The organism is Halopseudomonas maritima (assembly GCF_021545785.1).
Classification (GTDB): Bacteria; Pseudomonadota; Gammaproteobacteria; order Pseudomonadales; family Pseudomonadaceae; genus Halopseudomonas; species Halopseudomonas maritima.
In genome coordinates, this window is the sequence record NZ_CP079801.1 from 2,829,027 (window position 1) to 2,847,413 (window position 18,387).

Consider the following 18,387-nt stretch of genomic DNA (forward strand, 5'->3'; position numbering starts at 1 on the left):
TGCTGACACAACAACGGCGCCCTTGGGCGCCGTTGTTGTTTGTGTTTACTCGACCCGAGTCAGGGTCACATCAATGTTGCCGCGGGTAGCGTTGGAGTAGGGGCAGACCTGATGCGCCGAGTCGATCAGCTGTTTGGCCTGATCGGCGTTCATACCGGGCAGGCTGACGCGCAATTCGACTTCAATACCAAAACCCTGCGGAATCTGGCCAATGCCCACCACGCCCTCAACGGAGGCATCAGCGGGCATGGGTAGCTTGTCGCGGCCAGCAACAAATTTCATCGCACCGATAAAACAGGCGGAATACCCTGCAGCAAACAGCTGTTCAGGATTGGTGCCCTGACCACCGGCGCCGCCTAGCTCTTTCGGGGTGGTCAACTCGATATCCAGTATGCCGTCGGAGGAAATGGCACGGCCATCACGGCCGCCAGTGGCTTCTGCATAGGCGCGATAAACAACGTTCTCGATACTCATGACTGATCTCCTGTTGTGGTATTTAGATTGTGTGCAATCTATGTGGGTCACTATAGCGTAAAGTTGATTGTGTGCAATTTATTTTTCCGGCGCAGCCGACCGGCGGTGCTCGGGTTATACTCGCGACCCTCGATGTGACCCTAGGATCTCGGATGCCATATCTTGTTGCGGTAACCCTGTTGTGGGCGGTGTCATTCAGTCTGATCGGCGAGTATCTGGCGGGGCAGGTGGACAGCTATTTTGCGGTGCTGACCCGAGCCCTGCTGGCCGGCCTGCTGTTTCTGCCGCTGCTGCGCCTGCGGCTGCTGCCGCGCCCGGTAGTGCCGGGGCTGCTGGTGGTGGGCGCGCTGCAGTTTGGCGTTACCTATATCTGCCTGTACCAGTCATTCGAGTACATCTCGGTGCCCGAGGTGCTGCTGTTCACCATCTTCACGCCCCTGCATGTCGCGCTTATTGATGATCTGTTGAACCGCCGCTTCAGCAGTGGCCCGCTGGTGGCTGCCGCTATCGCGGTGGTGGGCGCGGGCATCATCCGCTACGACGGTTTGAGCGACAGCTTTATTCGCGGCTTTCTGATCCTGCAGCTGGCCAACTTTACCTTCGCCGCCGGGCAGGTGGGCTACGCCCATCTGGTGCGTCGTTATGAGCTAACCTCAACCCAGCAGTGGCGCGGCTTTGGCTTGTTTTTCATCGGCGCACTGATGGTGATGCTGCCGGCCTGGCTGCTGTTGGGCAACCCGGAACGGCTGCCGCACACCGCGTTGCAGTGGTCGGTGCTGGCCTGGCTGGGGCTGGTGGCGTCTGGGCTGGGCTTTCTGTTCTGGAACCGCGGCGCCGCGCAGGTGGATGCCGGCACCCTCGGTATTATGAACAACGCGCTGGTGCCGGCGGGGCTGCTGGTCAACCTGCTGATCTGGAACCGCGAGGCGGATCTGCTGCGTCTGGCTGCTGGCTCGGCGGTGCTTGGCCTGTCTCTGTGGGTCAACGCGCGCTGGCCGCACTGGTTTGCACGGCCGGTGCAGGGCTGATCAGAGCGGCCCGGCGAAGGTATCGCAGGCGCCGATGTCGCCGGACTCAAAGCCGCGCTTGAACCACTTGACCCGCTGCGCCGAGGTGCCGTGGGTAAAGCTGTCGGGCACCACATCCTGTCCGGCACGGCGCTGCAGGCGGTCATCACCGATCGCGCTGGCGGCGGTGAGGGCTTCATCCAGGTCGTCCGGGTCGAGCATCTGCCGCTGGGTGTTGGCGGCGTGGCCCCAAAGCCCGGCAAAGCAGTCTGCCTGTAGCTCCTGGCGCACCGACAGCGCGTTGACCTCAGCCTGACTCCGGCCAGCACCGGCCTGACGCACCTTCTGGCTGATGCCCAGCAGCGTTTGCACATGGTGACCGACCTCATGGGCCACCACGTAAGCCTGGGCGAAGTCGCCGGGGGCGCCAAGCTGCTGTTTCATGTCATTGAAAAAGGACAGGTCCAGATACACCTGCTGGTCGCCGGGGCAGTAGAACGGGCCGACTGCAGAGCTGGCGGTGCCACAGGCAGACTGCACGCGGTTGGAAAACAGCACCAGGGTGGGTTCCTGATACTGCCGTCCGATGCTCTGGAATAGTTGATGCCAGGTGGTTTCGGTGTCAGCCAGCACTACGCTGACAAACTCGCTCAGCTCTTGCTCGGCGGGCGACAGTGGGCGTTGTTGTTGCTGGGTCACGGCTTGTCCGCCGCCCAGCAGCATCGGCAGCAGGTCAATGCCGAGCATCTTGCCACCCAGTACTGCCAGTACGCCGATACCCAGTATCCAGCGCCCGGCGCGCGTACCCAGCAGCATCGGAATAAAACGCAGTAGCAGCGCGCCGCCAACGCCGGCACTGGCGGTGTTGTCACCGCGACGATCCTCGATATTGCTGCTGCGCCGTCTGCCTCGCCAGTCCATGTAGCCTCTCTCCTTGCGTTGTCAGACGTCCAGATGACGCCTGCCGTAGACCTTGATAAACAAGCGGATGATACGCCGCTTGCAGTGACCTTTGCGCTTTTCCAGCCGCTCGGCAAGCGCCTCGCTCTGCTGGTCCGGTGCCAGTGTTTGCAGTTGCGCCGCCAGGTTGCACAGGTCTTGCAGTTGGCCCAGCTGTTCACCTAACCGGGCTAGCGCCTGCATTTCGCTGCTCGCTGGCAGCCTGCTGTCATGCAGTTGCTCGAGCTGGTAGAGGTAGTACTTGGTCCACTTGCGGCAACGGTGAAAGAGCGCGTCCTGATCACTGTTGCAGGCGCGGCGCGCCAGTGCGCGAGCGCGTTTTCGGGTGCGTATCAGCCCTGCTGCCCAGTCGTCACGCACTCCGCTGTCGCAGTGCGGCCAGTCGTTCAGGACGCTGGCAAAGGCGGCGATGAGGCGTTCGTTGTTGTCGGCGCTGAGGCTGTGGTTGGCTGGGGATAACAGCAGTTGGCTGTTCAGCGCGGGGCTTAGGGGGCGCTCGAGTTCACGGGCCAACTGGCTGATCAGTTGCTGTTGTACATGCAGGTCGCGGCGTCCGGCCAGGGATTTGGCAGTCAGGCGCAGCTGCTGATCCAGCCGGCGTAGGCGTTGAAGGCCGCTGTATGGGCGATAGAGCTGCAGCAGAGCGCGCAGACGTTTGCAGCACACGCGTAGCTGATGCACGGCGTCAGCGTCGGGTGGTGCACCGTCGACAATTGGCAGCAGAGCGCGGCGCGCGCGCTGGCGGGCCGCCTGATACAGCGGGTCGGCGTCAGGTTTGAGCGTCATCAGACGAGTGTAGGTCAGCTACTGCGGTGCGGGAAGGGGCGCTCAGCCAAATGCCGCCACAACGCTGTCCTTGAGTTCGGCCCGGTAGGCGAGCCCCAGCTGGCGATGGCGCAGCGTCTCGGGCACCAGGCCGCGCAGTGAGTGGCTATCAACGGCGGGACTGAGCAGGTCGATGTCGTCACTGACGGCCATCACCGTTGCCCCCTGGCGGTGCTGTACCAGGCTCAGGGCCAGGTCTTCGGTATCCACCTGCAGGCTGGCGTGGTCGGCCAGTTCTGGCAGGCGCTCAAGGAAGGCACTGCGTAGCTCGCAATCGAGCCGGTCGATCCACGGGTAGCGGGTGGCTTGCTCCAGCTCAAGGGGCTGATTGAGGGACCAGCCGCGCGGCAGCAGCAGACGGTACTCCTGTTCGAGCAGTGCGATAAAGTGATAGCCCTCGGGTACCTGGCGTTCGCTCAGCAGCCACAGGTCTGCCGGTTGCGTGGGTTGGGTGCGTACCTGGAGGCGATAATCCTGCAGTCGTCCTGCGGTCAGCTGCAGCAGGTAGCCGCTATCGCGGCTGGCCAGGCTGGAGTCGATGCCGACCGAGAGCCGCGGGCGCTCCACCCGCTTGAAGCGCTGCTCCATCTCACCGGCGTTGCCCAGCAGACGCACGGCCTCCTGATAGAACGCCTCACCGTCCGGCGTCAGCGTGACGCCCTTCTTGCCGCGGCTGAACAGGCGCAGGGCAAACTCCTGCTCCAGCTGGGCGACAGCATTGGAGATGGAGGGCTGAGCCACGTGGCAGCGTTCGGCTGCGGCGGTCAGGCTGCCCGCTTCTGCGGCGGCGCAGAAATAGCGCAGGCTGCGCAGGTCCATGGTTACTCCTCAAAGTCAGGGAAATGCGCCAGCCCTGCGGCCACCACTTCGTCGTGCGCGGGCACGATCAGCAGCTCCGGGTCCCGCTGGTGCAACTCGTGGATACGCTTGAGTTGTTCACTGTTGCGCTCACGGTCGCTGTCGACATGGGATATCCATTGCACGAAGACCGGGCGCGGCTTGTTCTGCTCGACGCCGCGCTCGGTCCAGCTGGTATCGCCAATCAGAAACAGGCGCTTACCCGAGGGCAGGTTGACGAATAGGCCAACCTGACCTGCGGTATGACCGCTCAGGTCAACCAGCACTATCTGACCATCGCCAAACAGATCGAGACTGCGGTCAAACCCCTGATAGGGCGCGTCATCGAGTGTTATCTGCCGCCACTCGCGTTCGCCTTCGAACTGCTCGGCGAGAAAGGCGGGCGGCTCGCCGTGGGTCTTGGCCTCCTCCAGCGCACCAGGCAGGATCAGCACCGGCAAGCCGGGAAAGTCCGGCAGGCCGCCCAGATGATCCCAGTGCAGGTGGCTGGGCAGAATAAAGTCGATATCACTGGCCTGATAGCCGGCTGCTTGCAGCTGATCACGCGCGGGGTTCAGGTTCTCGTAGGCGAGCAGTGTGCGGTTGAGCCAATTGTTGCGCGCGAAGGCCTTTGCGGTTTCATGGCTCAGGCCGGTGTCGAACAGAAAGCGCCCCTGCGGGTGCTCTATCAGTACCGCCGCATGCAGCAGATGCCGCTGGGTACCCCAGCGCCCACCGCTGACGACCATGGCCTCGGCGGCGCCGCTGGAGCTGGCAGTGGGGATTAGGGACAGACGCAGTTGGTCGGCGGTGGGGGCGGCGCTTAACAGGCTGCTGCAGGCGAGTAGCAGGGGGGCGGCAAACAAGGCAAGGGGCTTCATGGGATGGCTCCGATTGGGTGAGGGCCCACTGTGGCATCCGCTGAAGAATAGATTAAATATTCTTTATTGGTAGCTGTGCAATAAAAACGTTATGGAAGGGGCGGCCGCAGCCGCCCCTGGTGTGTTGCCTTATGCCTCAGCGCCGTTGTTGGCCCGTAGTCTGGCCAGCACGCTGTTGGCGTCGGTCTTGCCGGTAGCGATGCCGGCGCGTTGCAGACGCTGGTCCAAGGCGCTGCCGTCGTCTTCATCCTGCAGCTGCTGCAGGGCGGCGCCAACGTCGCTGGCGTTGTCCTGGCGCTGGCGAATGCGCTCCAGAGAGCTGGCCAGGTCGCCCATGTGTGCCTGCAAGCCGCGGGTCTGCTGGCCCAGGTTGCCCATCAGGCGCTCGGCGCTGCGGTTGGCGCGGGCCAGTTGCAGCTCGCGGCGATACTGCTGGTGCAGCTGCGCGGCGCGGCGCAACTGCTCGCGCAGCGTTGCCTCCTGGCGCTCCAGCTGCTCGGCGTGCTGGCGTTGCTGCTGCAACTGGTTCTCCTGTGCGGCGATCCATTCGGCCAGTTCGTAGGCCAGCCCGGACTCGTCGCGTTCAAGCGCCTGACGGGCCTGCTCTTCGCGCTGCTGCAGCTCGTCGCTGAGCTGCTGGTTGCTGCGTTGCAGCTGTTTGATGGTAGCCATCAGGCCGGCCAGCTCACGCTTGGCCAGCAGCATGGCGTTTTCGGTGTCGCGCAGTTCCTGCTCCATGATGCGCAGGGCGTTGGCGTCGACCAGTTGCTCAAGTGGCTCGTGCGCGCTGGCGCGGAACAGGGTGCCTACTTTTCTCCAGAGTGTCATGGCGGTTACTCCGTATATTCTTTCAGCAGTTGTTGGGCGCGGGCTTCAGACAGGCGGTTATGGATACGCTTGCCTTCGTGTTCGTCCCGCATGGTTTTCGACAGGGTGATGGTGGTGCTGACCAGAAACAGCGCGCAGACCGACATGTAGCCTTTGACCAGCAGGTCGGTGGGCGAGAAGATGACGCCCGCGCCGGTCGCCAGCAGGGCTATCGCAAAGGATGCCTTGACGAAGAAAATCCAGCCTGAGGAGTTGCTGTTGATCTCGTTATCCATGGTGTTGCCTCCAGCATAAGTGGCAGTCGCACGGGGTGTGGCTGCGTCTGGAGCGGACTGTGCACCGGCCTGATCGGCGGCGCCAGCGTTACCGAAAAGGTTGCGCAGAAGGTGGCTTAAGGTATTACATGGCGATACTTTCTTGGGTTGGAAGCCGTCGCATCGGCGGTCATGTTCGGTAAAGGTATTGTCATATGGCGCAGACCGCGGCGATTGTTTCGGCGCTCAAAAACGCATTGAAGGAGCAGGGCATCACCTATCAGCAGGTCGCTGAGGCGCTGGAGCTGTCGGAGGCGAGCGTCAAGCGCCTGTTCTCCGAGCGGCAGTTTTCTCTGCAGCGCCTGGATCAGATCTGCTCTTTGTTGGGGCTGGAAATCAGCGACCTGGTGCGGCGGCTGGATCAGGCCCAGCGCATTGACGCCTTGACCGCCGAGCAGGAACAGGAGCTGGTGAGCGATGACCGCCTGCTGCTGGTGGCGATCTGCGCACTGAACCGCTGGAGCCTGGCACAGATACTGGAAACCTATCAGCTCAGCGAAGTGGAAGCGGTCGGTCGGCTGGCGCGGCTGGATCGTATGGGGCTGATCGAGTTGCTGCCTGGCAACCGCATCAAGCCGCTGATCAGTCATGATTTTCGCTGGCAGCAGCATGGGCCGATTCAGCGTTTTTTCGAGCAACAGGTGCAGTCCGACTTCTTTCAGTGTCACTTCAACCGACCGGGTGAACTGCGTATGTTCCTCAGCGGCATGCTCTCGCCGCAGTCGACCGAGCAGATGCATCAGAAGTTGCAGCGTCTGGCGCAGGCGTTTCGCCACAGCCATCAGGAGGATCTGGTGCTGCCGCTGGAACAGCGTTTCGGCGTCAGCATGATTCTCGCTATCCGGCCCTGGGAGGTGGCAGCGTTTCAACAGCTGCGCCGAGCTGAGGCGGCCAAGTACTACCCTGGGCACAAACTAACGGGAGAGGCGGGATGAACCTGCTCACGGATATTCTGGCAGCAGTCCTGGCGTCTATGCCGTTGCTGCTGACGCTCGGGCTGGTGGCGTTGATGCTGGCGCTGGCGCATTTTTTGTTGATTCGGCGCAATCGCGATCTGGGCAACGAGCGGCTGTTTTCACGCCAGCTGATCATGCTGGCGCTGACCCTGATTGGTCTGGTTGCCGTCATCCTGGCCTTGCCGGTCAGCGAGGGCGCGCGCAACCAGATTATCGCGCTATTGGGGTTGTTGATCTCCGGCGTCTTTGCCTTTTCGTCGTCCAATATCTTTGCCAACCTGGCCGCAGGCGTATTGTTGCGCATGACTCGGCCCTTTGTGCTGGGCGACTTTATCTCTGTCGGAGAGTACTTTGGTCGGGTGGCCGAACGGGGGCTGTTTGACACCGAGATTCAATCTGAAAGTGGCGAGCTGATTGCGTTGCCCAACAGCTATCTGACCAGCCAGCCGATTGCCACGTTGCGCAGTGATGGCGCGCTGGTCTCGGCCGAGCTGTCGCTGGGGTATGACACTCATCACTCTGATGTAGAACCCTTGCTGCTCGCGGCGGCGCAGGCCAGCGGCCTGCAGGATGCCTTTGTACAACTGCTGGCGCTGGGCAACTTTGCCATCAGCTACCGGATATCCGGGGTGCTGCCCGAGGCGCGTGGCCTGATTACGGCGCGTTCCACCCTGTACAAGGCGATTCTCGACGGCTTGCACGGCGCAGGTATCGAGATCATGTCGGCCACCATCATGAATCAACGCCCGGTGCCTGCTGAGCACCTGTTTATCCCGGCAGGTGGCGGGCATCGCCAGCGCCGCGCGCAGGCTGCTGAAGCAGAAGCGGTGTTGTTCGACAAGGCGGAACAGGCGCAGCAACTGGCCGAGCGCAAGGCGCAGTTGTCCGAGCAGGCGCGTGCGCTGGAGGCGGAGGCCAAAGGTGCTGATGGCGAGCGCAAGGCGGCGATCAAGACGCAACTGGAGCATATGCGCGAGCAGCGGCGGGAGCTTGATGCGTTGACGGAGTCGGGTGTCGAGGCGGCTGGGGCAGGGCGGGCGGGGCGCTCCTGAGGAGCGCCCGCGCAGATCAGAACTCGGCGTTGTGGAAGATGTTCTGCACGTCGTCGAGGTCGTTCAGCATGTCGGTAAACTTCTCGAACATGGCCACATCATCACCGCTGATCTCGGTGGTGGTTTGCGGCACAAACTGGATCAGGTCGGCTTCAAAATCCAGCTCGCCAAAGGTGTCGATCAGCGCCTGCTTGGCCTTGAAGTACTCGGTGTGCGGGGCAAACACGGTGATCACGCCGTCTTCGTTCTCGATGTCGGTGACGTCGACGTCGGCCATCATCAGCGCTTCCAACGTGCCTTCTTCGTCTTCACCCTTGAACGCCAGAATGGCGCAGTGATCGAACATGTGGCTGACGCTGCCCTCGGTGCCGATCTTGCTCTTGGTCTTGGTGAAGCAGTTGCGCACGTCGGCGAAGGTGCGGTTCGGGTTATCCGTCAGGCAGTCAACGATGACCATGCAGTTGCCGGGGCCAAAGCCTTCATAACGCGCCTTGGAAAAATCCTCACCGCCGCCGCCCTTGGCCTTGTCGATGGCCTTGTCGATGACGTGGCCGGGCACCTGGTCTTTTTTGGCACGATCAATCAGGCCGCGCAGGGCCAGGTTACCATCGGGGTCCACGCCGCCTGACTTGGCGGTGACGTAGATCTCCCGCGCGTACTTGCTGTATAGCTTGGTTTTGGCGTCGGCCGTCTTGGCCATGGATTCCTTGCGGTTCTGATAAGCGCGACCCATCTGCGAGTGTCCTGTCGAAATGTCGAAAAACAGCGATTCTACCCGCAGTTGGCGGCGGATATCCACGTTTGAGCCCGGCCCGGCTGACGAACGTGGGGCCGCCGGACAGAGGGCATAGCGGCGGCGTATGATGGGGCTTTTGCCAGGGGGAGCCAGCGCGTGATTTCCAGACTACCATCCTGGGTTGAGGCTGGCGCATTCAGCCTTGCGTTGATGGCCGGTGTGGTCAATGCGGTGGGCCTGCTGGGCTTCAGCCATCAGGCGGTGTCACACCTGACCGGTACCTCGACTCTGCTGGGCGCCGGGCTGACGCGGCTGCCGGCTGCGGAGTTGTTACACCTGCTGCTGGTGTTGCTCAGCTTTGTCGCCGGGGCTGCATTCAGCGGACTGTTTATTGGTAGCAGCGCGTTGCAACCGGGGCGGCGTTACGGACTGGCGCTGGTACTGGAGGCGCTGTTACTGGTGCTCGCCATGCTGGCACTGCAGGCTGCCAGCCTGGGTGGTCACTACCTGGCCTCCGCTGCCTGCGGGCTGCAGAACGCGATGGTGACCACCTACAGTGGGGCGATCATCCGAACTACCCATGTTACGGGCATCTTTACCGATCTGGGTGTGATGCTGGGGGCTCGCCTGCGTGGGGTGCCCGTGGATCGGCGCAAGGCCAAGTTGTTTCTGCTGCTGATCAGCGGCTTTATTCTGGGCGGCACGATCGGCGCGCTGGGCTTTGACCAATGGCAGTTCAACACGCTGTTGTTGCCCGCTGTGATGGCGCTGGGGCTAGCGGCGCTCTATCAGGTCTGGGTATTGCGTCAGCACTAGGCAAGCCTGGTGGAGCGAACAGGCTGTGTTACTGCATGTCGTCCAAGGTAATGACAATCTCACCATCCAGCTCTCCGGATGGCAGGATCGTATAACGGTCCCCGTCTTCGTCCTGCGCGATCAGTTCCTCCAGAGGTCTGCTCCCCATCTGGCTCTGCAGCTCGATACTGGCGCCGTCCGGGAGTACGTCGTCGCCCAGAATGTCTTCTGAGGGGCAGGAATCGCCTCGATACACAACGTAGATGAACTGGATCTCATAGCCAGTCTTGTTGGTGATTGTGACGGGGGCGTCTGCGGCAACGGCTTTGCCGCTGAGCAGCAGCAACAGCGCAAGCATGTTGCAGAGTGTTCTGAGCATGGCGGGTGTCCATGGTGTTGAGGCTATCAGGGGCGAGTAGTCTGGAGGCACTCGGCATCTGCCAGCGACTGGGGTTGGTGGTTTGCAGACAGGGCGGCGGGGAGCCGCCCTGCGTTGAACTTAGTCCATGTCATCCAGGGTAAAGACGACATCGTCACGGGCGACGTCGATTTCCCATACGGTGTAGGTGTCGCCGTCCTCGTCCTTGGCGCGAATGTCAAAGATGGAGGACTTGGCACCGCGCAGGTTGACCCGCACTGTGTGGCCGTCAGGCAGAATGTCCTCATCCAGCACGTCTTCTTCCCAGCTCTTGGACTTGGCGTGGCTCACATACAGGTAATAGATGTCGTAGCCGGTGTCGTTGGTCACCTCGACATAGCCATCGAAGCCGGCGGCTGCGGGGCCGCTAAACAGGCATAGGACGGCAAACAGCGCTAAGGCTTTTTTGATCATTTTTCTCTCCCTGGGTGCGCCCGACTGGTAGGCGCGAAAGCTGATCGGACAGGCCGAACAACGCGTGTGACAGCCGGCCACGCCGCGACGCATGTCGCCGCAGATGCGGCGAGTGGGGGGCAGTGACCGGGATGTTGGCCAGCGTATTGCTGGCCGGATAGAAGGATATCGCCCGGGGCGTTGATGGCAAGTACCTAAAACTGGGTATTTACCATCAGTTTGCCATCCGGCGCTGCAGCAGCTTAGCCACGGGCTATCCGGTGAGCCCTGCCACAGCGGCTGGTCTCATCGCTGCGGCGCTGGCACCCGCGCCGGCGTCTATGCTCGAGAAGTAGCCCCGATGAGCCACAGGGAGGCAGCATGCAGACTCAGGCGCAGGCCCATTTGCTGGGCGAGCTGGAGGACAACATTCAGCGCTTTGATCGGGAGTCGGATAAGCACAAGCGACTGTACCGGCGTTGCCAGAATCTGGTGATTGGCCTGACGGCTGTAACCTCGGTGGTGGCTGGGCTCGGCTTGCTGCTGCCGGGGTGGGAGCGCTACAGCCAGTTTGCGGTGTTGTGTCTGAGTGCGGGTGTGAGTGCGGCCACGGCCTGGGGCGAGATGCGCCGGCTGCGCGAATTGTGGCAGCACGAGCGCGAGGTGTTCTACGCGCTGGTTGATCTGCGCCGAGAGCTGGAATTCGCCCGCACCTATGGCGAGTTGAGTGTCAGCGATCTGCAGGCCTACTTCGCCCGCATGAATGTGCTGCTGGGCAGCAGCTCGCAGCAGTGGGCGCAGATCCACCAGCAACGCGCTGACCAGGGTACGCCCTGATCAGCGTCAGCTTGCTGCGATTACTCGACCGTGATGGTGATCTGCTCGGAAGTAACCGAGGGCGACAGCGGGATGTGGTAGTGGTCGCCGACAATCAGCTGCAGGGTGTGTTTGCCGGGTGGCAACTCGAGGCTGGTCTGGGTCTGCCCGCCACCAAAGTGCACATGGTTGTCGTCGGCCGGAATGGGTTGACCTGCCGGGGGCAGGGTGTCGGTGTCGATCAGCAGGTGATGGTGGCCGGTGCCGGGGCGCTCAACCCCTGCTGGCGCCACGCCCATGCCCTCCAGGCCAAACTGCACAGTGACCGGTGAGCTGACGGTCGCGCCGTCGCTGGGGGAAATGAAAAACACCTTGGCGTCTTCCGGTGCGGCGGTTTGGGCAAAGGCGAGGCTGGCGCTGCCGGCCAGCAGCAGTCCGGCGAGAGTGTGGGTGATCTGTTGCATGGGGTGCTCCTTGTTTGCGTTTTTGGCAGGGGGGCAACCTCTGGTTGACCCGTCAAATCGGCTCTGGTTCAACCCTCGTCGGCTGTTTGCGTCTGATGTTTATCCTGCCTACCCTGTGGAGGAGGGCGCTGACCGGAGCGCGGTCGACTGAAACAGTGCCCTGCCGGTTATATCTTCGCCATGCTGCTCGCGTGGCGTCTTTTGCGCAGCGCACTGCGTATCGTTTTTCAGGTGAGCAGGGCCGCCCTGCTCCTACATCGTCTTGCCCCTGGAGGCCGCCATGTCTGCACCGTCCCGTCTTGCCGAACCCCGCCTGTTTCGCCAGCAATGTCTGGTTGCAGGCAACTGGATTGACGCCAGCGATGGCGCTTCCATTGAGGTGGACAACCCGGCCAGCGGCGAGATTATCGGCAGCGTGCCCAGCCTGAACGAAGCTCAGCTCAACGATTGCATTACCCAGGCCGACCAGGCCTTTGCCAACTGGCGCAAGACCACGGCGCTGGAGCGCGCCGATCTGTTGATGCGCTGGAACGACTTGATCCTCAAGCACCGCGAGGACATCGCCAGCCTGATGACCCTGGAGCAGGGCAAGCCGCTAGTGGAGTCGCGTGGTGAGGTGGATTACGCCGCATCCTTCATCCGCTGGTTTGCCGAGGAGGCGCGGCGCGTTTACGGCGAGACCGTTCCCGGTGCCAAGCCCGGGCAGCACATCGTGGTGACCCGCCAGCCGATTGGCGTGACGGCCGCCATCACGCCCTGGAACTTCCCGGCAGCGATGATTACCCGCAAGGCGGGCGCCGCGCTGGCAGCCGGCTGCTCGATGATCGTCAAACCCGCCAGCGCCACGCCCTTTACCGCGCTGGCGCTGGGTGTACTGGCCGAAGAGGCGGGTATCCCGGCGGGCGTATTCAACGTGGTCACCGGCAAGGCGTCGATGATCAGCAAGGTGCTGACCAGCAGCGAGACAGTGCGCAAGCTGAGCTTTACCGGCTCGACCAGCGTCGGCAGCCAGCTGATGGCCCAATGCGCCGAGCATGTGCAAAAGGTATCGCTGGAGCTGGGCGGCAACGCGCCCTTTATCGTCTTTGATGACGCTGATCTGGACCGTGCGGTAGAAGGCGCTATGGTCTGCAAGTTTCGCAATACCGGCCAGACCTGCGTCTGCGCTAATCGCTTTCTGGTGCAGAACGGCGTGCACGATCGCTTTGTCGAGAAGCTGGCCGAGGCCATGGGCAAGCTCAAGCTGGGTGACGGCTTTGCAGAGGGCGTCACCCAGTCCGCGCTGATTAATCGGGCAGCGGTGAAAAAGGTGCAGGAACACTTTGAAGATGCGCTGGCCAAGGGCGCCAAGCATGTTGCTGGCGCATCACCCGGCGAGGCCAAGGGTAACTACGTTGAGCCCGTACTGGTGACCGGCGTGACCCCGGACATGCAGGTCTGCGCCGACGAAACCTTCGGTCCGCTGGCGGCGGTGATTCGCTTCGACAGCGAGGAGCAGGCCATCGAGCTGGCCAACGATACGCCTTACGGGCTGGCCGCCTACTTCTACAGCACCAACATCCACCGCGTCTGGCGCGTTGCCGATGCGCTGGAGGCCGGGATTATCGGCGTCAACGAGGGGGCGGTGTCCAATGCCGCAGCGCCCTTCGGCGGGGTCAAGGCCAGCGGCCTGGGCCGCGAGGGCTCGCGTCACGGGCTGGATGAGTACACCGAAATCAAGTACCTGTGCATGGGTGGGGAATAAAGTATGGCTGAGCCACGGCGCATCGCCCTGATGCCCGGCGACGGCATTGGTCAGGAGGTCATGACCGCCGCTGCCGAGGTGCTGCAGGCGCTGGATAAGCAAACGCCACTGGGCCTGACCTGGGATTGGCTGGAGTGGCCCTCGACCGACTGGCACCGGCGGCATGGCGAGATGATGCCGGTCGATGCCATGACCCAGGTGCAGGCTTACGACGCGCTGTTGATGGGCGCGCTGGGCGACCCGGGGCCGCTGACTGATGCAGGCCGCTACTGCCTGCCCGACAGCGTTTCGCTGTCGCCGCTGCTGCAGTTTCGCAAGGGCTTGGGGTTGTGGGCCTGCGAGCGGCCGGCCCGGTTGCTGCCCGGCGCGCCCCAGTATCTGGCCGATGCGCGCGCCGCCGAGGTCGACATGCTGGTGATTCGCGAGAATAGCGAGGGCGAGTACGTTAATCAGGGCGGTCGCCTGCACCGGGGCACGTCCGATGAGGTTGCCACCCAGCTGGAGGTATTTACCCGCCGCGCTACCGAGCGACTGATTCGCCATGCTTTTGTCCGCGCCCGTGAGCGGCTGGAGGCGCGGGGGGCAGAGACGCGGCACTTTCACTGCGCAGACAAGGGCCGTGCTGGTGCACAGGTATGCCTGATTACCAAGCGCAATGCCCAGCCCTACTGGGGCGATATGTACACCGAGGTGTTTGCCGAGATTGCCGCCGCGTTCCCCGAGATAGGTGTGCACCATGAGCTGGTTGACGCGGCCTGCATGAAGTTTGTGCAGTGCCCCTGGACCTTTGACGTGGTGGTGGCGAGCAACTTGCATGGAGACATTCTGACGGATCTGGCCGCCGTGCTCTCGGGCGGACTGGGGCTGGCGCCGTCGTGCAATATCAATCCGGACAGCCGTGCCATGCCCGCGCTGTTCGAACCCACACATGGCAGTGCGCCGGATATCGCCGGCCAGGGGCTCGCAAACCCTGCTGCCATGCTGCTCACCACAGCCCTGATGCTGGACTGGGTGGGCTGCGCACAGGCTGCCGAACGCCTGCGCCAAGCGGTTGCCAAGGATCTGGCGACCACAGCTGGCCAGCGGCGGACCTGTCGGGATGTGACTGCCGGCGTGATTGCCGCGCTGCACTGATCCCGCTCGTGTGTCAGGACACGCTCTGCGTGTCGCTGGCCGATCAGACTCGGGCTTCGGCCCGCCGAAAGGACAGGAGAGATGGCTATGCACCATTTGTCACCGCTGCTCAAGCAGGCCAGCCAGGTCTGTGTCGATCACGGCGAAGGTAGCTGGCTGGTCGATACCGACGGTCGGCGCTATCTGGACTTCACCTCCGGTATCGGTGTGACCAGCACCGGCCATTGTCATCCCACCGTGGTCGCCGCCGCCCAGGCGCAGGTTGGCCGCGTGATTCACGCCCAGTACACCACGGTTGCTCACCGGCCCATGCTGGAGCTGACCGATGCGTTGGCCGAACGCATGCCCGAGGGCATTGATTCGGTGGCCTTCGCCAACTCCGGCTCCGAGTCGGTAGAGGCGGCCCTGCGCTTGGCACGGCAGGCCACCGGTCGCGCCAATATCATCGTGTTTGATGGTGGCTTTCACGGTCGCACCATGGCCGCCGCCTCCCTCACCACCTCTGGTACCAAGGTGCGCACCGGCTTTCACCCGATGATGGCCGGAGTGGTGGTATCTCCGTTTCCGCATGCCTACCGCTACGGCTGGAGCGAGGAGCAGGCCACCGAGTTTGCCCTGCGCGAGCTCGACCACATTCTGAAAACCCGCACTGCGCCCAGCGACACCGCCGCCATGCTGATCGAGCCGGTGCAGGGCGAGTTCGGCTACTACCCGGCCAACACAGCCTTTATGCAGGGCCTGGCCGAGCGCTGTCGGCAGCATGGCATCTTGCTGATCTGCGACGAGATTCAGGCCGGTTACGGGCGTACCGGGCGCTTCTGGAGTCACAACCACTTTGACGTGACCCCGGACATCGTGATTACCGCCAAGGGGCTGGCCAGCGGCTTTCCGCTGTCGGCCATTGCCGCCTCCGAAGCATTGATGAGCAAGGGGCTGGCAGGCTCCCAGGGCGGCACTTATGGCGCCAACGCCGTGGCCTGCGCCGCTGCGCTGGCGACGCTGGAGGTGATCGACAAGGAGCAACTGGTGGCCAACGCAGCGGAGCAGGGTGAGCTACTGACCGAGCGGCTGCTGGGTCTGCGCCAGCGTTTCCCGATGATAGATACGCTGCGTGGCAAGGGGCTGATGCAAGGCATGGAGATTGCCGACGATTACCGCACCCCGCGCGGTGATCTGGCCGCGCGCCTGACCAGCGCCGCGGAGGACGAGGGCTTATTGCTGCTGCGCTGCGGCACCGACGGGCAAATTGTCCGCTGGTTGCCGCCGCTGACGGTCAGCAGCGCGGAGGTAGACGAAGCGGTGCAGCGTTTCAGTCGGGCCCTCGAACAGGTGGCGGCATGACGCGGATCCTGGTGCTGGTTGCCCCCGGCGAGGAAGCCTTGCCGGGGCTTGACGAGCTGCCCACCACGGTGGAGTTGCGCACGGTCAGCGATGAGGCGGATCTGCGCCTGCACCTGCCGCAGACCGATGTACTGGTGGTCACCGACTTTCGCACCGGGTTGCTCGAAGGCTGCTGGCCAGCCGAGCACAACATTCGTTGGGTGCATGCCACCAGTGCCGGGGTCGATGCCTTGATGTTCCCGGCGCTGTGGGACAGCGATGTGCTGCTCACCAATGCCCGAGGGGTGTTTGATCTGGGCATTGCCGAATACGTACTGGGCGCGGTGCTGATGCATGCCAAGGACAGCCTCGGCAACCTGCGGCTGCAGCGTCAGCACCAGTGGCAGCACCGCGAAACCGCGCTGGCCGCGCGTCAGCAGGCTTTGGTTATCGGTGCCGGCTCAATCGGCAGCGAAGTGGCCAGGCTGTTGGCGGCACTGGATATCGAGGTGACCGGCATCGCCCGTACGGCACGGGAAGCGCCGCACTTTACCCGCGTGCTGGCTAGCGACCAGCTGGACGCGGTGTTGCCCGGGGCGGACGTGGTGATCATTACCGCGCCGCTGACCGAGGACACGCGCGGGCTGATTAACCGTGATCGCCTAGCGCTGATGCGTAGCGATGCGCTGCTGGTGAATGTAGGGCGCGGCGCCATTGTGGTTACCGACGATCTGGTCGCGGCTCTCCAGCAGCGTCAGCTCGGCGCTGCGGTACTGGATGTTGTTGACCCCGAGCCATTGCCCGAAGGGCATGCACTCTGGGACATGCCCAACGTGATGCTGTCGGCGCACATGGCCGGTGATTTCATCGGCTGGCGCCGCGCGCTGGGTGAGCAGTTCATGGCCAATCTGCACCGCTGGCTGGCCGATGAGCCCCTGCACAACCGTGTGAACAGGGGGAAATAGCGCCCGGAGACTAGAAGCAGCCGGGTACTCTGGCACTGAGGAGACGATTATGTCCGACGAAATTCTGGCAATGACGGCGATGCAGTTGCGGGCACATTTTTCCGACCGCCAGCTCTCGCCCGTCGACGTGGCCAGCGCCATGCTGGACCAGATCGAACGGCTAGACAGTCACACCAACGGTTTTTGCCTGGTGGACCGCGAGACCAGCCTGGCGCTGGCGCGCGAGTCAGAGCAGCGCTACAGCGCGGGCACGCCGCAGGGGCTGCTGGATGGCGTACCGGTGGCGGTCAAGGATGTCTTTCTCACTCCCATGTGGCCAACCCTCAAAGGCTCCCATACCGTTGACCCGCAAAGCACGCTGGGCAAAACCGGCGCCTGCACTGCCGCCTTGGCACGTCACGGCTATGTGCCCATCGGCAAGACCACCACACCTGAGCTGGGCTGGAAGGGCGTGACCGACAACCCGGTTGACGGCGTGACCAACAACCCCTGGAACCCTGATAAAACCTCCGGCGGCTCCTCGGGTGGCAGCGGTGTGGCGGTGGCGCTGGGCATGGCGCCGCTGGCGCTCGGCACCGACGCGGGCGGCTCCATCCGTATTCCTTCTGCGTTCTGCGGCATTGTCGGGCTCAAGCCTTCTTTCGGTGAAGTGCCGCACTGGCCCTCCAGCCCGTTCGGCACCCTGGCCCATGCCGGCCCGATGACCTGGACCGTGGAAGACTGCGCGCTGATGATGAACGTGCTGACCGAAGCCGATCATCGAGATACCAACGCGGTGCCACGGCGCAACATTGATTATCTGGCTGAGCTGAGTGGCGGCGTCAAAGGCCTGAAGATCGCCTACAGCCCTAATCTCGGCTACGTGGATGTAGACCCTGAAGTAGAAGCAGCGGTTGCCGAGGCGGCCAAGGTGTTCGCCGACCTGGGCGCCGAGGTGGTGCGGGTCGACCCCGGTTTCAGTGATCCGCTGGCCGCCTTTGGCCATCTGTTTTACGGCGGCGCGGCCAATGCCATTCGCGACCTCGGGCCCAAGAAGCGTGCGCTGATGGATCCGGAGCTGATCAAGGTCGCGGAGAAGGCGTCGCGCCTGAGCATGCTCGATTACATGGGTGCGATGAACGAGTCCATGGCGCTGCGTGAGCGCATGGCGGCCTTCCATCAGAAGTACGACCTGCTGCTGACGCCAACCCTGCCGCTGACCGCCTTCAAGACCGGGCGCGAGGTGCCGGAAGACTGGCCCAGCACCCGCTGGCCGACCTGGACGCCCTTTACCTACCCCTTCAACATGACCGGTCAGCCGGGGCTGTCGGTCCCCTGCGGCTTTGATAGCAAGGGCTTGCCGATTGGCCTGCAGCTGGTCGGTGCGCGCTTTAACGATGCGGTGGTGCTGCGCGCTGGCCATGCCTACCAGCAGGCGGCGCCGCTGACCGATCGCCGTCCGGACCTGTTCAACGCTGCACAGGAGTAA

At 63.2% G+C, this 18,387-nt stretch carries 21 protein-coding genes; 10 read left to right on the plus strand and 11 right to left on the minus strand.

What is annotated here, in order from left to right:
* Positions 1-45 precede the first annotated feature (45 nt).
* Entirely contained in the window at positions 46-474 is a 429-nt protein-coding gene (locus tag HV822_RS13075; protein WP_238870606.1) for an organic hydroperoxide resistance protein, read from the minus strand.
* 152 nt (positions 475-626) lie between these two features.
* On the opposite strand from HV822_RS13075, the gene HV822_RS13080 reads away from it, so the two are divergent.
* Positions 627-1,502, plus strand: a complete 876-nt coding sequence (locus HV822_RS13080) for a carboxylate/amino acid/amine transporter (protein WP_238870607.1) — start codon at positions 627-629, stop codon at positions 1,500-1,502.
* Here the strand turns inward: HV822_RS13080 and ypfJ are convergent, their stop codons facing one another.
* The 6 genes from ypfJ to HV822_RS13110 form a co-directional block, all read right to left on the minus strand.
* Positions 1,503-2,402, minus strand: a complete 900-nt coding sequence (gene ypfJ, locus HV822_RS13085) for a KPN_02809 family neutral zinc metallopeptidase (protein WP_238870608.1) — start codon at positions 2,400-2,402, stop codon at positions 1,503-1,505. It lies immediately after the preceding gene.
* A gap of 21 nt (positions 2,403-2,423) precedes the next feature.
* Positions 2,424-3,227: a CHAD domain-containing protein gene (locus tag HV822_RS13090; RefSeq protein ID WP_238870609.1), complete on the minus strand. Its 804-nt coding sequence runs from the start codon at positions 3,225-3,227 to the stop codon at positions 2,424-2,426.
* Between the two features lie 42 nt (positions 3,228-3,269).
* The gene (locus HV822_RS13095; RefSeq protein ID WP_238870610.1) at positions 3,270-4,085 is read right to left on the minus strand and encodes a LysR family transcriptional regulator; all 816 of its coding nucleotides are present in this window, start codon (positions 4,083-4,085) and stop codon (positions 3,270-3,272) included.
* Between the two features lie 2 nt (positions 4,086-4,087).
* The gene (locus tag HV822_RS13100) at positions 4,088-4,984 is read right to left on the minus strand and encodes an MBL fold metallo-hydrolase (protein WP_238870611.1); all 897 of its coding nucleotides are present in this window, start codon (positions 4,982-4,984) and stop codon (positions 4,088-4,090) included.
* 129 nt (positions 4,985-5,113) lie between these two features.
* A complete protein-coding gene (locus HV822_RS13105) occupies positions 5,114-5,812 on the minus strand; it encodes a PspA/IM30 family protein (RefSeq protein WP_238870612.1) in 699 nt (232 codons plus the stop codon).
* A gap of 5 nt (positions 5,813-5,817) precedes the next feature.
* Positions 5,818-6,087 carry a YiaA/YiaB family inner membrane protein gene (locus tag HV822_RS13110; RefSeq protein WP_083727987.1) on the minus strand — a complete coding sequence of 90 codons (270 nt, stop codon included), beginning with the start codon at positions 6,085-6,087 and terminating at the stop codon, positions 5,818-5,820.
* A 194-nt stretch (positions 6,088-6,281) separates the two neighbouring features.
* Here HV822_RS13110 and HV822_RS13115 point away from each other — a divergent pair, with 194 nt between their 5' ends.
* Both HV822_RS13115 and HV822_RS13120 read left to right on the plus strand, forming a co-directional pair.
* On the plus strand, positions 6,282-7,061 hold the full coding sequence (locus HV822_RS13115; protein ID WP_238870613.1) for a helix-turn-helix domain-containing protein: 780 nt from the start codon (positions 6,282-6,284) through the stop codon (positions 7,059-7,061).
* Positions 7,058-8,134 (plus strand): mechanosensitive ion channel family protein, encoded by a 1,077-nt coding sequence (locus tag HV822_RS13120; RefSeq protein WP_238870614.1) that lies wholly within the window; start codon positions 7,058-7,060, stop codon positions 8,132-8,134. The genes HV822_RS13115 and HV822_RS13120 overlap by 4 nt, the downstream gene beginning before the upstream one ends.
* A 16-nt stretch (positions 8,135-8,150) precedes the next feature.
* On the opposite strand, the gene HV822_RS13125 is transcribed toward HV822_RS13120, so the two are convergent.
* Positions 8,151-8,867 carry a YebC/PmpR family DNA-binding transcriptional regulator gene (locus tag HV822_RS13125; protein ID WP_238870615.1) on the minus strand — a complete coding sequence of 239 codons (717 nt, stop codon included), beginning with the start codon at positions 8,865-8,867 and terminating at the stop codon, positions 8,151-8,153.
* 159 nt (positions 8,868-9,026) lie between these two features.
* Between HV822_RS13125 and HV822_RS13130 the strand changes: the two genes are divergently transcribed.
* Positions 9,027-9,686 carry a YoaK family protein gene (locus tag HV822_RS13130; RefSeq protein WP_238870616.1) on the plus strand — a complete coding sequence of 220 codons (660 nt, stop codon included), beginning with the start codon at positions 9,027-9,029 and terminating at the stop codon, positions 9,684-9,686.
* Positions 9,687-9,714: 28 nt separating this feature from the next.
* On the opposite strand, the gene HV822_RS13135 is transcribed toward HV822_RS13130, so the two are convergent.
* Both HV822_RS13135 and HV822_RS13140 read right to left on the minus strand, forming a co-directional pair.
* Positions 9,715-10,044 (minus strand): hypothetical protein, encoded by a 330-nt coding sequence (locus tag HV822_RS13135; RefSeq protein ID WP_238870617.1) that lies wholly within the window; start codon positions 10,042-10,044, stop codon positions 9,715-9,717.
* Between the two features lie 120 nt (positions 10,045-10,164).
* Positions 10,165-10,497 carry a hypothetical protein gene (locus HV822_RS13140; protein WP_238870618.1) on the minus strand — a complete coding sequence of 111 codons (333 nt, stop codon included), beginning with the start codon at positions 10,495-10,497 and terminating at the stop codon, positions 10,165-10,167.
* A gap of 360 nt (positions 10,498-10,857) precedes the next feature.
* On the opposite strand from HV822_RS13140, the gene HV822_RS13145 reads away from it, so the two are divergent.
* Positions 10,858-11,313 carry a DUF4231 domain-containing protein gene (locus HV822_RS13145; protein ID WP_238870619.1) on the plus strand — a complete coding sequence of 152 codons (456 nt, stop codon included), beginning with the start codon at positions 10,858-10,860 and terminating at the stop codon, positions 11,311-11,313.
* Between the two features lie 20 nt (positions 11,314-11,333).
* Here the strand turns inward: HV822_RS13145 and HV822_RS13150 are convergent, their stop codons facing one another.
* The gene (locus HV822_RS13150; protein ID WP_238870620.1) at positions 11,334-11,756 is read right to left on the minus strand and encodes a DUF4399 domain-containing protein; all 423 of its coding nucleotides are present in this window, start codon (positions 11,754-11,756) and stop codon (positions 11,334-11,336) included.
* A 280-nt stretch (positions 11,757-12,036) separates the two neighbouring features.
* Here HV822_RS13150 and HV822_RS13155 point away from each other — a divergent pair, with 280 nt between their 5' ends.
* From HV822_RS13155 to HV822_RS13175, 5 genes are all read left to right on the plus strand, one after another.
* Positions 12,037-13,500, plus strand: coding sequence for an NAD-dependent succinate-semialdehyde dehydrogenase (locus tag HV822_RS13155; protein ID WP_238870621.1), 1,464 nt, complete (start codon positions 12,037-12,039; stop codon positions 13,498-13,500).
* Positions 13,501-13,503: 3 nt separating this feature from the next.
* Positions 13,504-14,634: an isocitrate/isopropylmalate dehydrogenase family protein gene (locus tag HV822_RS13160; RefSeq protein WP_238870622.1), complete on the plus strand. Its 1,131-nt coding sequence runs from the start codon at positions 13,504-13,506 to the stop codon at positions 14,632-14,634.
* Between the two features lie 87 nt (positions 14,635-14,721).
* A complete protein-coding gene (locus tag HV822_RS13165) occupies positions 14,722-15,975 on the plus strand; it encodes an aspartate aminotransferase family protein (protein ID WP_238870623.1) in 1,254 nt (417 codons plus the stop codon).
* On the plus strand, positions 15,972-16,919 hold the full coding sequence (locus HV822_RS13170) for a D-2-hydroxyacid dehydrogenase (protein WP_238870624.1): 948 nt from the start codon (positions 15,972-15,974) through the stop codon (positions 16,917-16,919). The genes HV822_RS13165 and HV822_RS13170 overlap by 4 nt, the downstream gene beginning before the upstream one ends.
* Before the next feature lie 49 nt (positions 16,920-16,968).
* Complete coding sequence (locus tag HV822_RS13175) at positions 16,969-18,387, plus strand: amidase (RefSeq protein ID WP_238870625.1); 1,419 nt, start codon at positions 16,969-16,971, stop codon at positions 18,385-18,387.

What these genes read in the sequence shown, in the direction of transcription:
- HV822_RS13100 (WP_238870611.1), bottom strand. Translation starts at nt 4,984, where the DNA reads ATGAAGCCCCTTGCCTTGTTTGCCGCCCCCCTGCTACTCGCCTGCAGC.
- HV822_RS13105 (WP_238870612.1), bottom strand. Translation starts at nt 5,812, where the DNA reads ATGACACTCTGGAGAAAAGTAGGCACCCTGTTCCGCGCCAGCGCGCAC.
- HV822_RS13110 (WP_083727987.1), bottom strand. Translation starts at nt 6,087, where the DNA reads ATGGATAACGAGATCAACAGCAACTCCTCAGGCTGGATTTTCTTCGTC.
- HV822_RS13090 (WP_238870609.1), bottom strand. Translation starts at nt 3,227, where the DNA reads ATGACGCTCAAACCTGACGCCGACCCGCTGTATCAGGCGGCCCGCCAG.
- HV822_RS13095 (WP_238870610.1), bottom strand. Translation starts at nt 4,085, where the DNA reads ATGGACCTGCGCAGCCTGCGCTATTTCTGCGCCGCCGCAGAAGCGGGC.
- HV822_RS13140 (WP_238870618.1), bottom strand. Translation starts at nt 10,497, where the DNA reads ATGATCAAAAAAGCCTTAGCGCTGTTTGCCGTCCTATGCCTGTTTAGC.
- HV822_RS13075 (WP_238870606.1), bottom strand. Translation starts at nt 474, where the DNA reads ATGAGTATCGAGAACGTTGTTTATCGCGCCTATGCAGAAGCCACTGGC.
- HV822_RS13170 (WP_238870624.1), top strand. Translation starts at nt 15,972, where the DNA reads ATGACGCGGATCCTGGTGCTGGTTGCCCCCGGCGAGGAAGCCTTGCCG.
- HV822_RS13135 (WP_238870617.1), bottom strand. Translation starts at nt 10,044, where the DNA reads ATGCTCAGAACACTCTGCAACATGCTTGCGCTGTTGCTGCTGCTCAGC.
- HV822_RS13120 (WP_238870614.1), top strand. Translation starts at nt 7,058, where the DNA reads ATGAACCTGCTCACGGATATTCTGGCAGCAGTCCTGGCGTCTATGCCG.
- HV822_RS13150 (WP_238870620.1), bottom strand. Translation starts at nt 11,756, where the DNA reads ATGCAACAGATCACCCACACTCTCGCCGGACTGCTGCTGGCCGGCAGC.
- HV822_RS13165 (WP_238870623.1), top strand. Translation starts at nt 14,722, where the DNA reads ATGCACCATTTGTCACCGCTGCTCAAGCAGGCCAGCCAGGTCTGTGTC.
- HV822_RS13155 (WP_238870621.1), top strand. Translation starts at nt 12,037, where the DNA reads ATGTCTGCACCGTCCCGTCTTGCCGAACCCCGCCTGTTTCGCCAGCAA.
- ypfJ (WP_238870608.1), bottom strand. Translation starts at nt 2,402, where the DNA reads ATGGACTGGCGAGGCAGACGGCGCAGCAGCAATATCGAGGATCGTCGC.
- HV822_RS13125 (WP_238870615.1), bottom strand. Translation starts at nt 8,867, where the DNA reads ATGGGTCGCGCTTATCAGAACCGCAAGGAATCCATGGCCAAGACGGCC.
- HV822_RS13175 (WP_238870625.1), top strand. Translation starts at nt 16,969, where the DNA reads ATGTCCGACGAAATTCTGGCAATGACGGCGATGCAGTTGCGGGCACAT.
- HV822_RS13115 (WP_238870613.1), top strand. Translation starts at nt 6,282, where the DNA reads ATGGCGCAGACCGCGGCGATTGTTTCGGCGCTCAAAAACGCATTGAAG.
- HV822_RS13160 (WP_238870622.1), top strand. Translation starts at nt 13,504, where the DNA reads ATGGCTGAGCCACGGCGCATCGCCCTGATGCCCGGCGACGGCATTGGT.
- HV822_RS13145 (WP_238870619.1), top strand. Translation starts at nt 10,858, where the DNA reads ATGCAGACTCAGGCGCAGGCCCATTTGCTGGGCGAGCTGGAGGACAAC.
- HV822_RS13080 (WP_238870607.1), top strand. Translation starts at nt 627, where the DNA reads ATGCCATATCTTGTTGCGGTAACCCTGTTGTGGGCGGTGTCATTCAGT.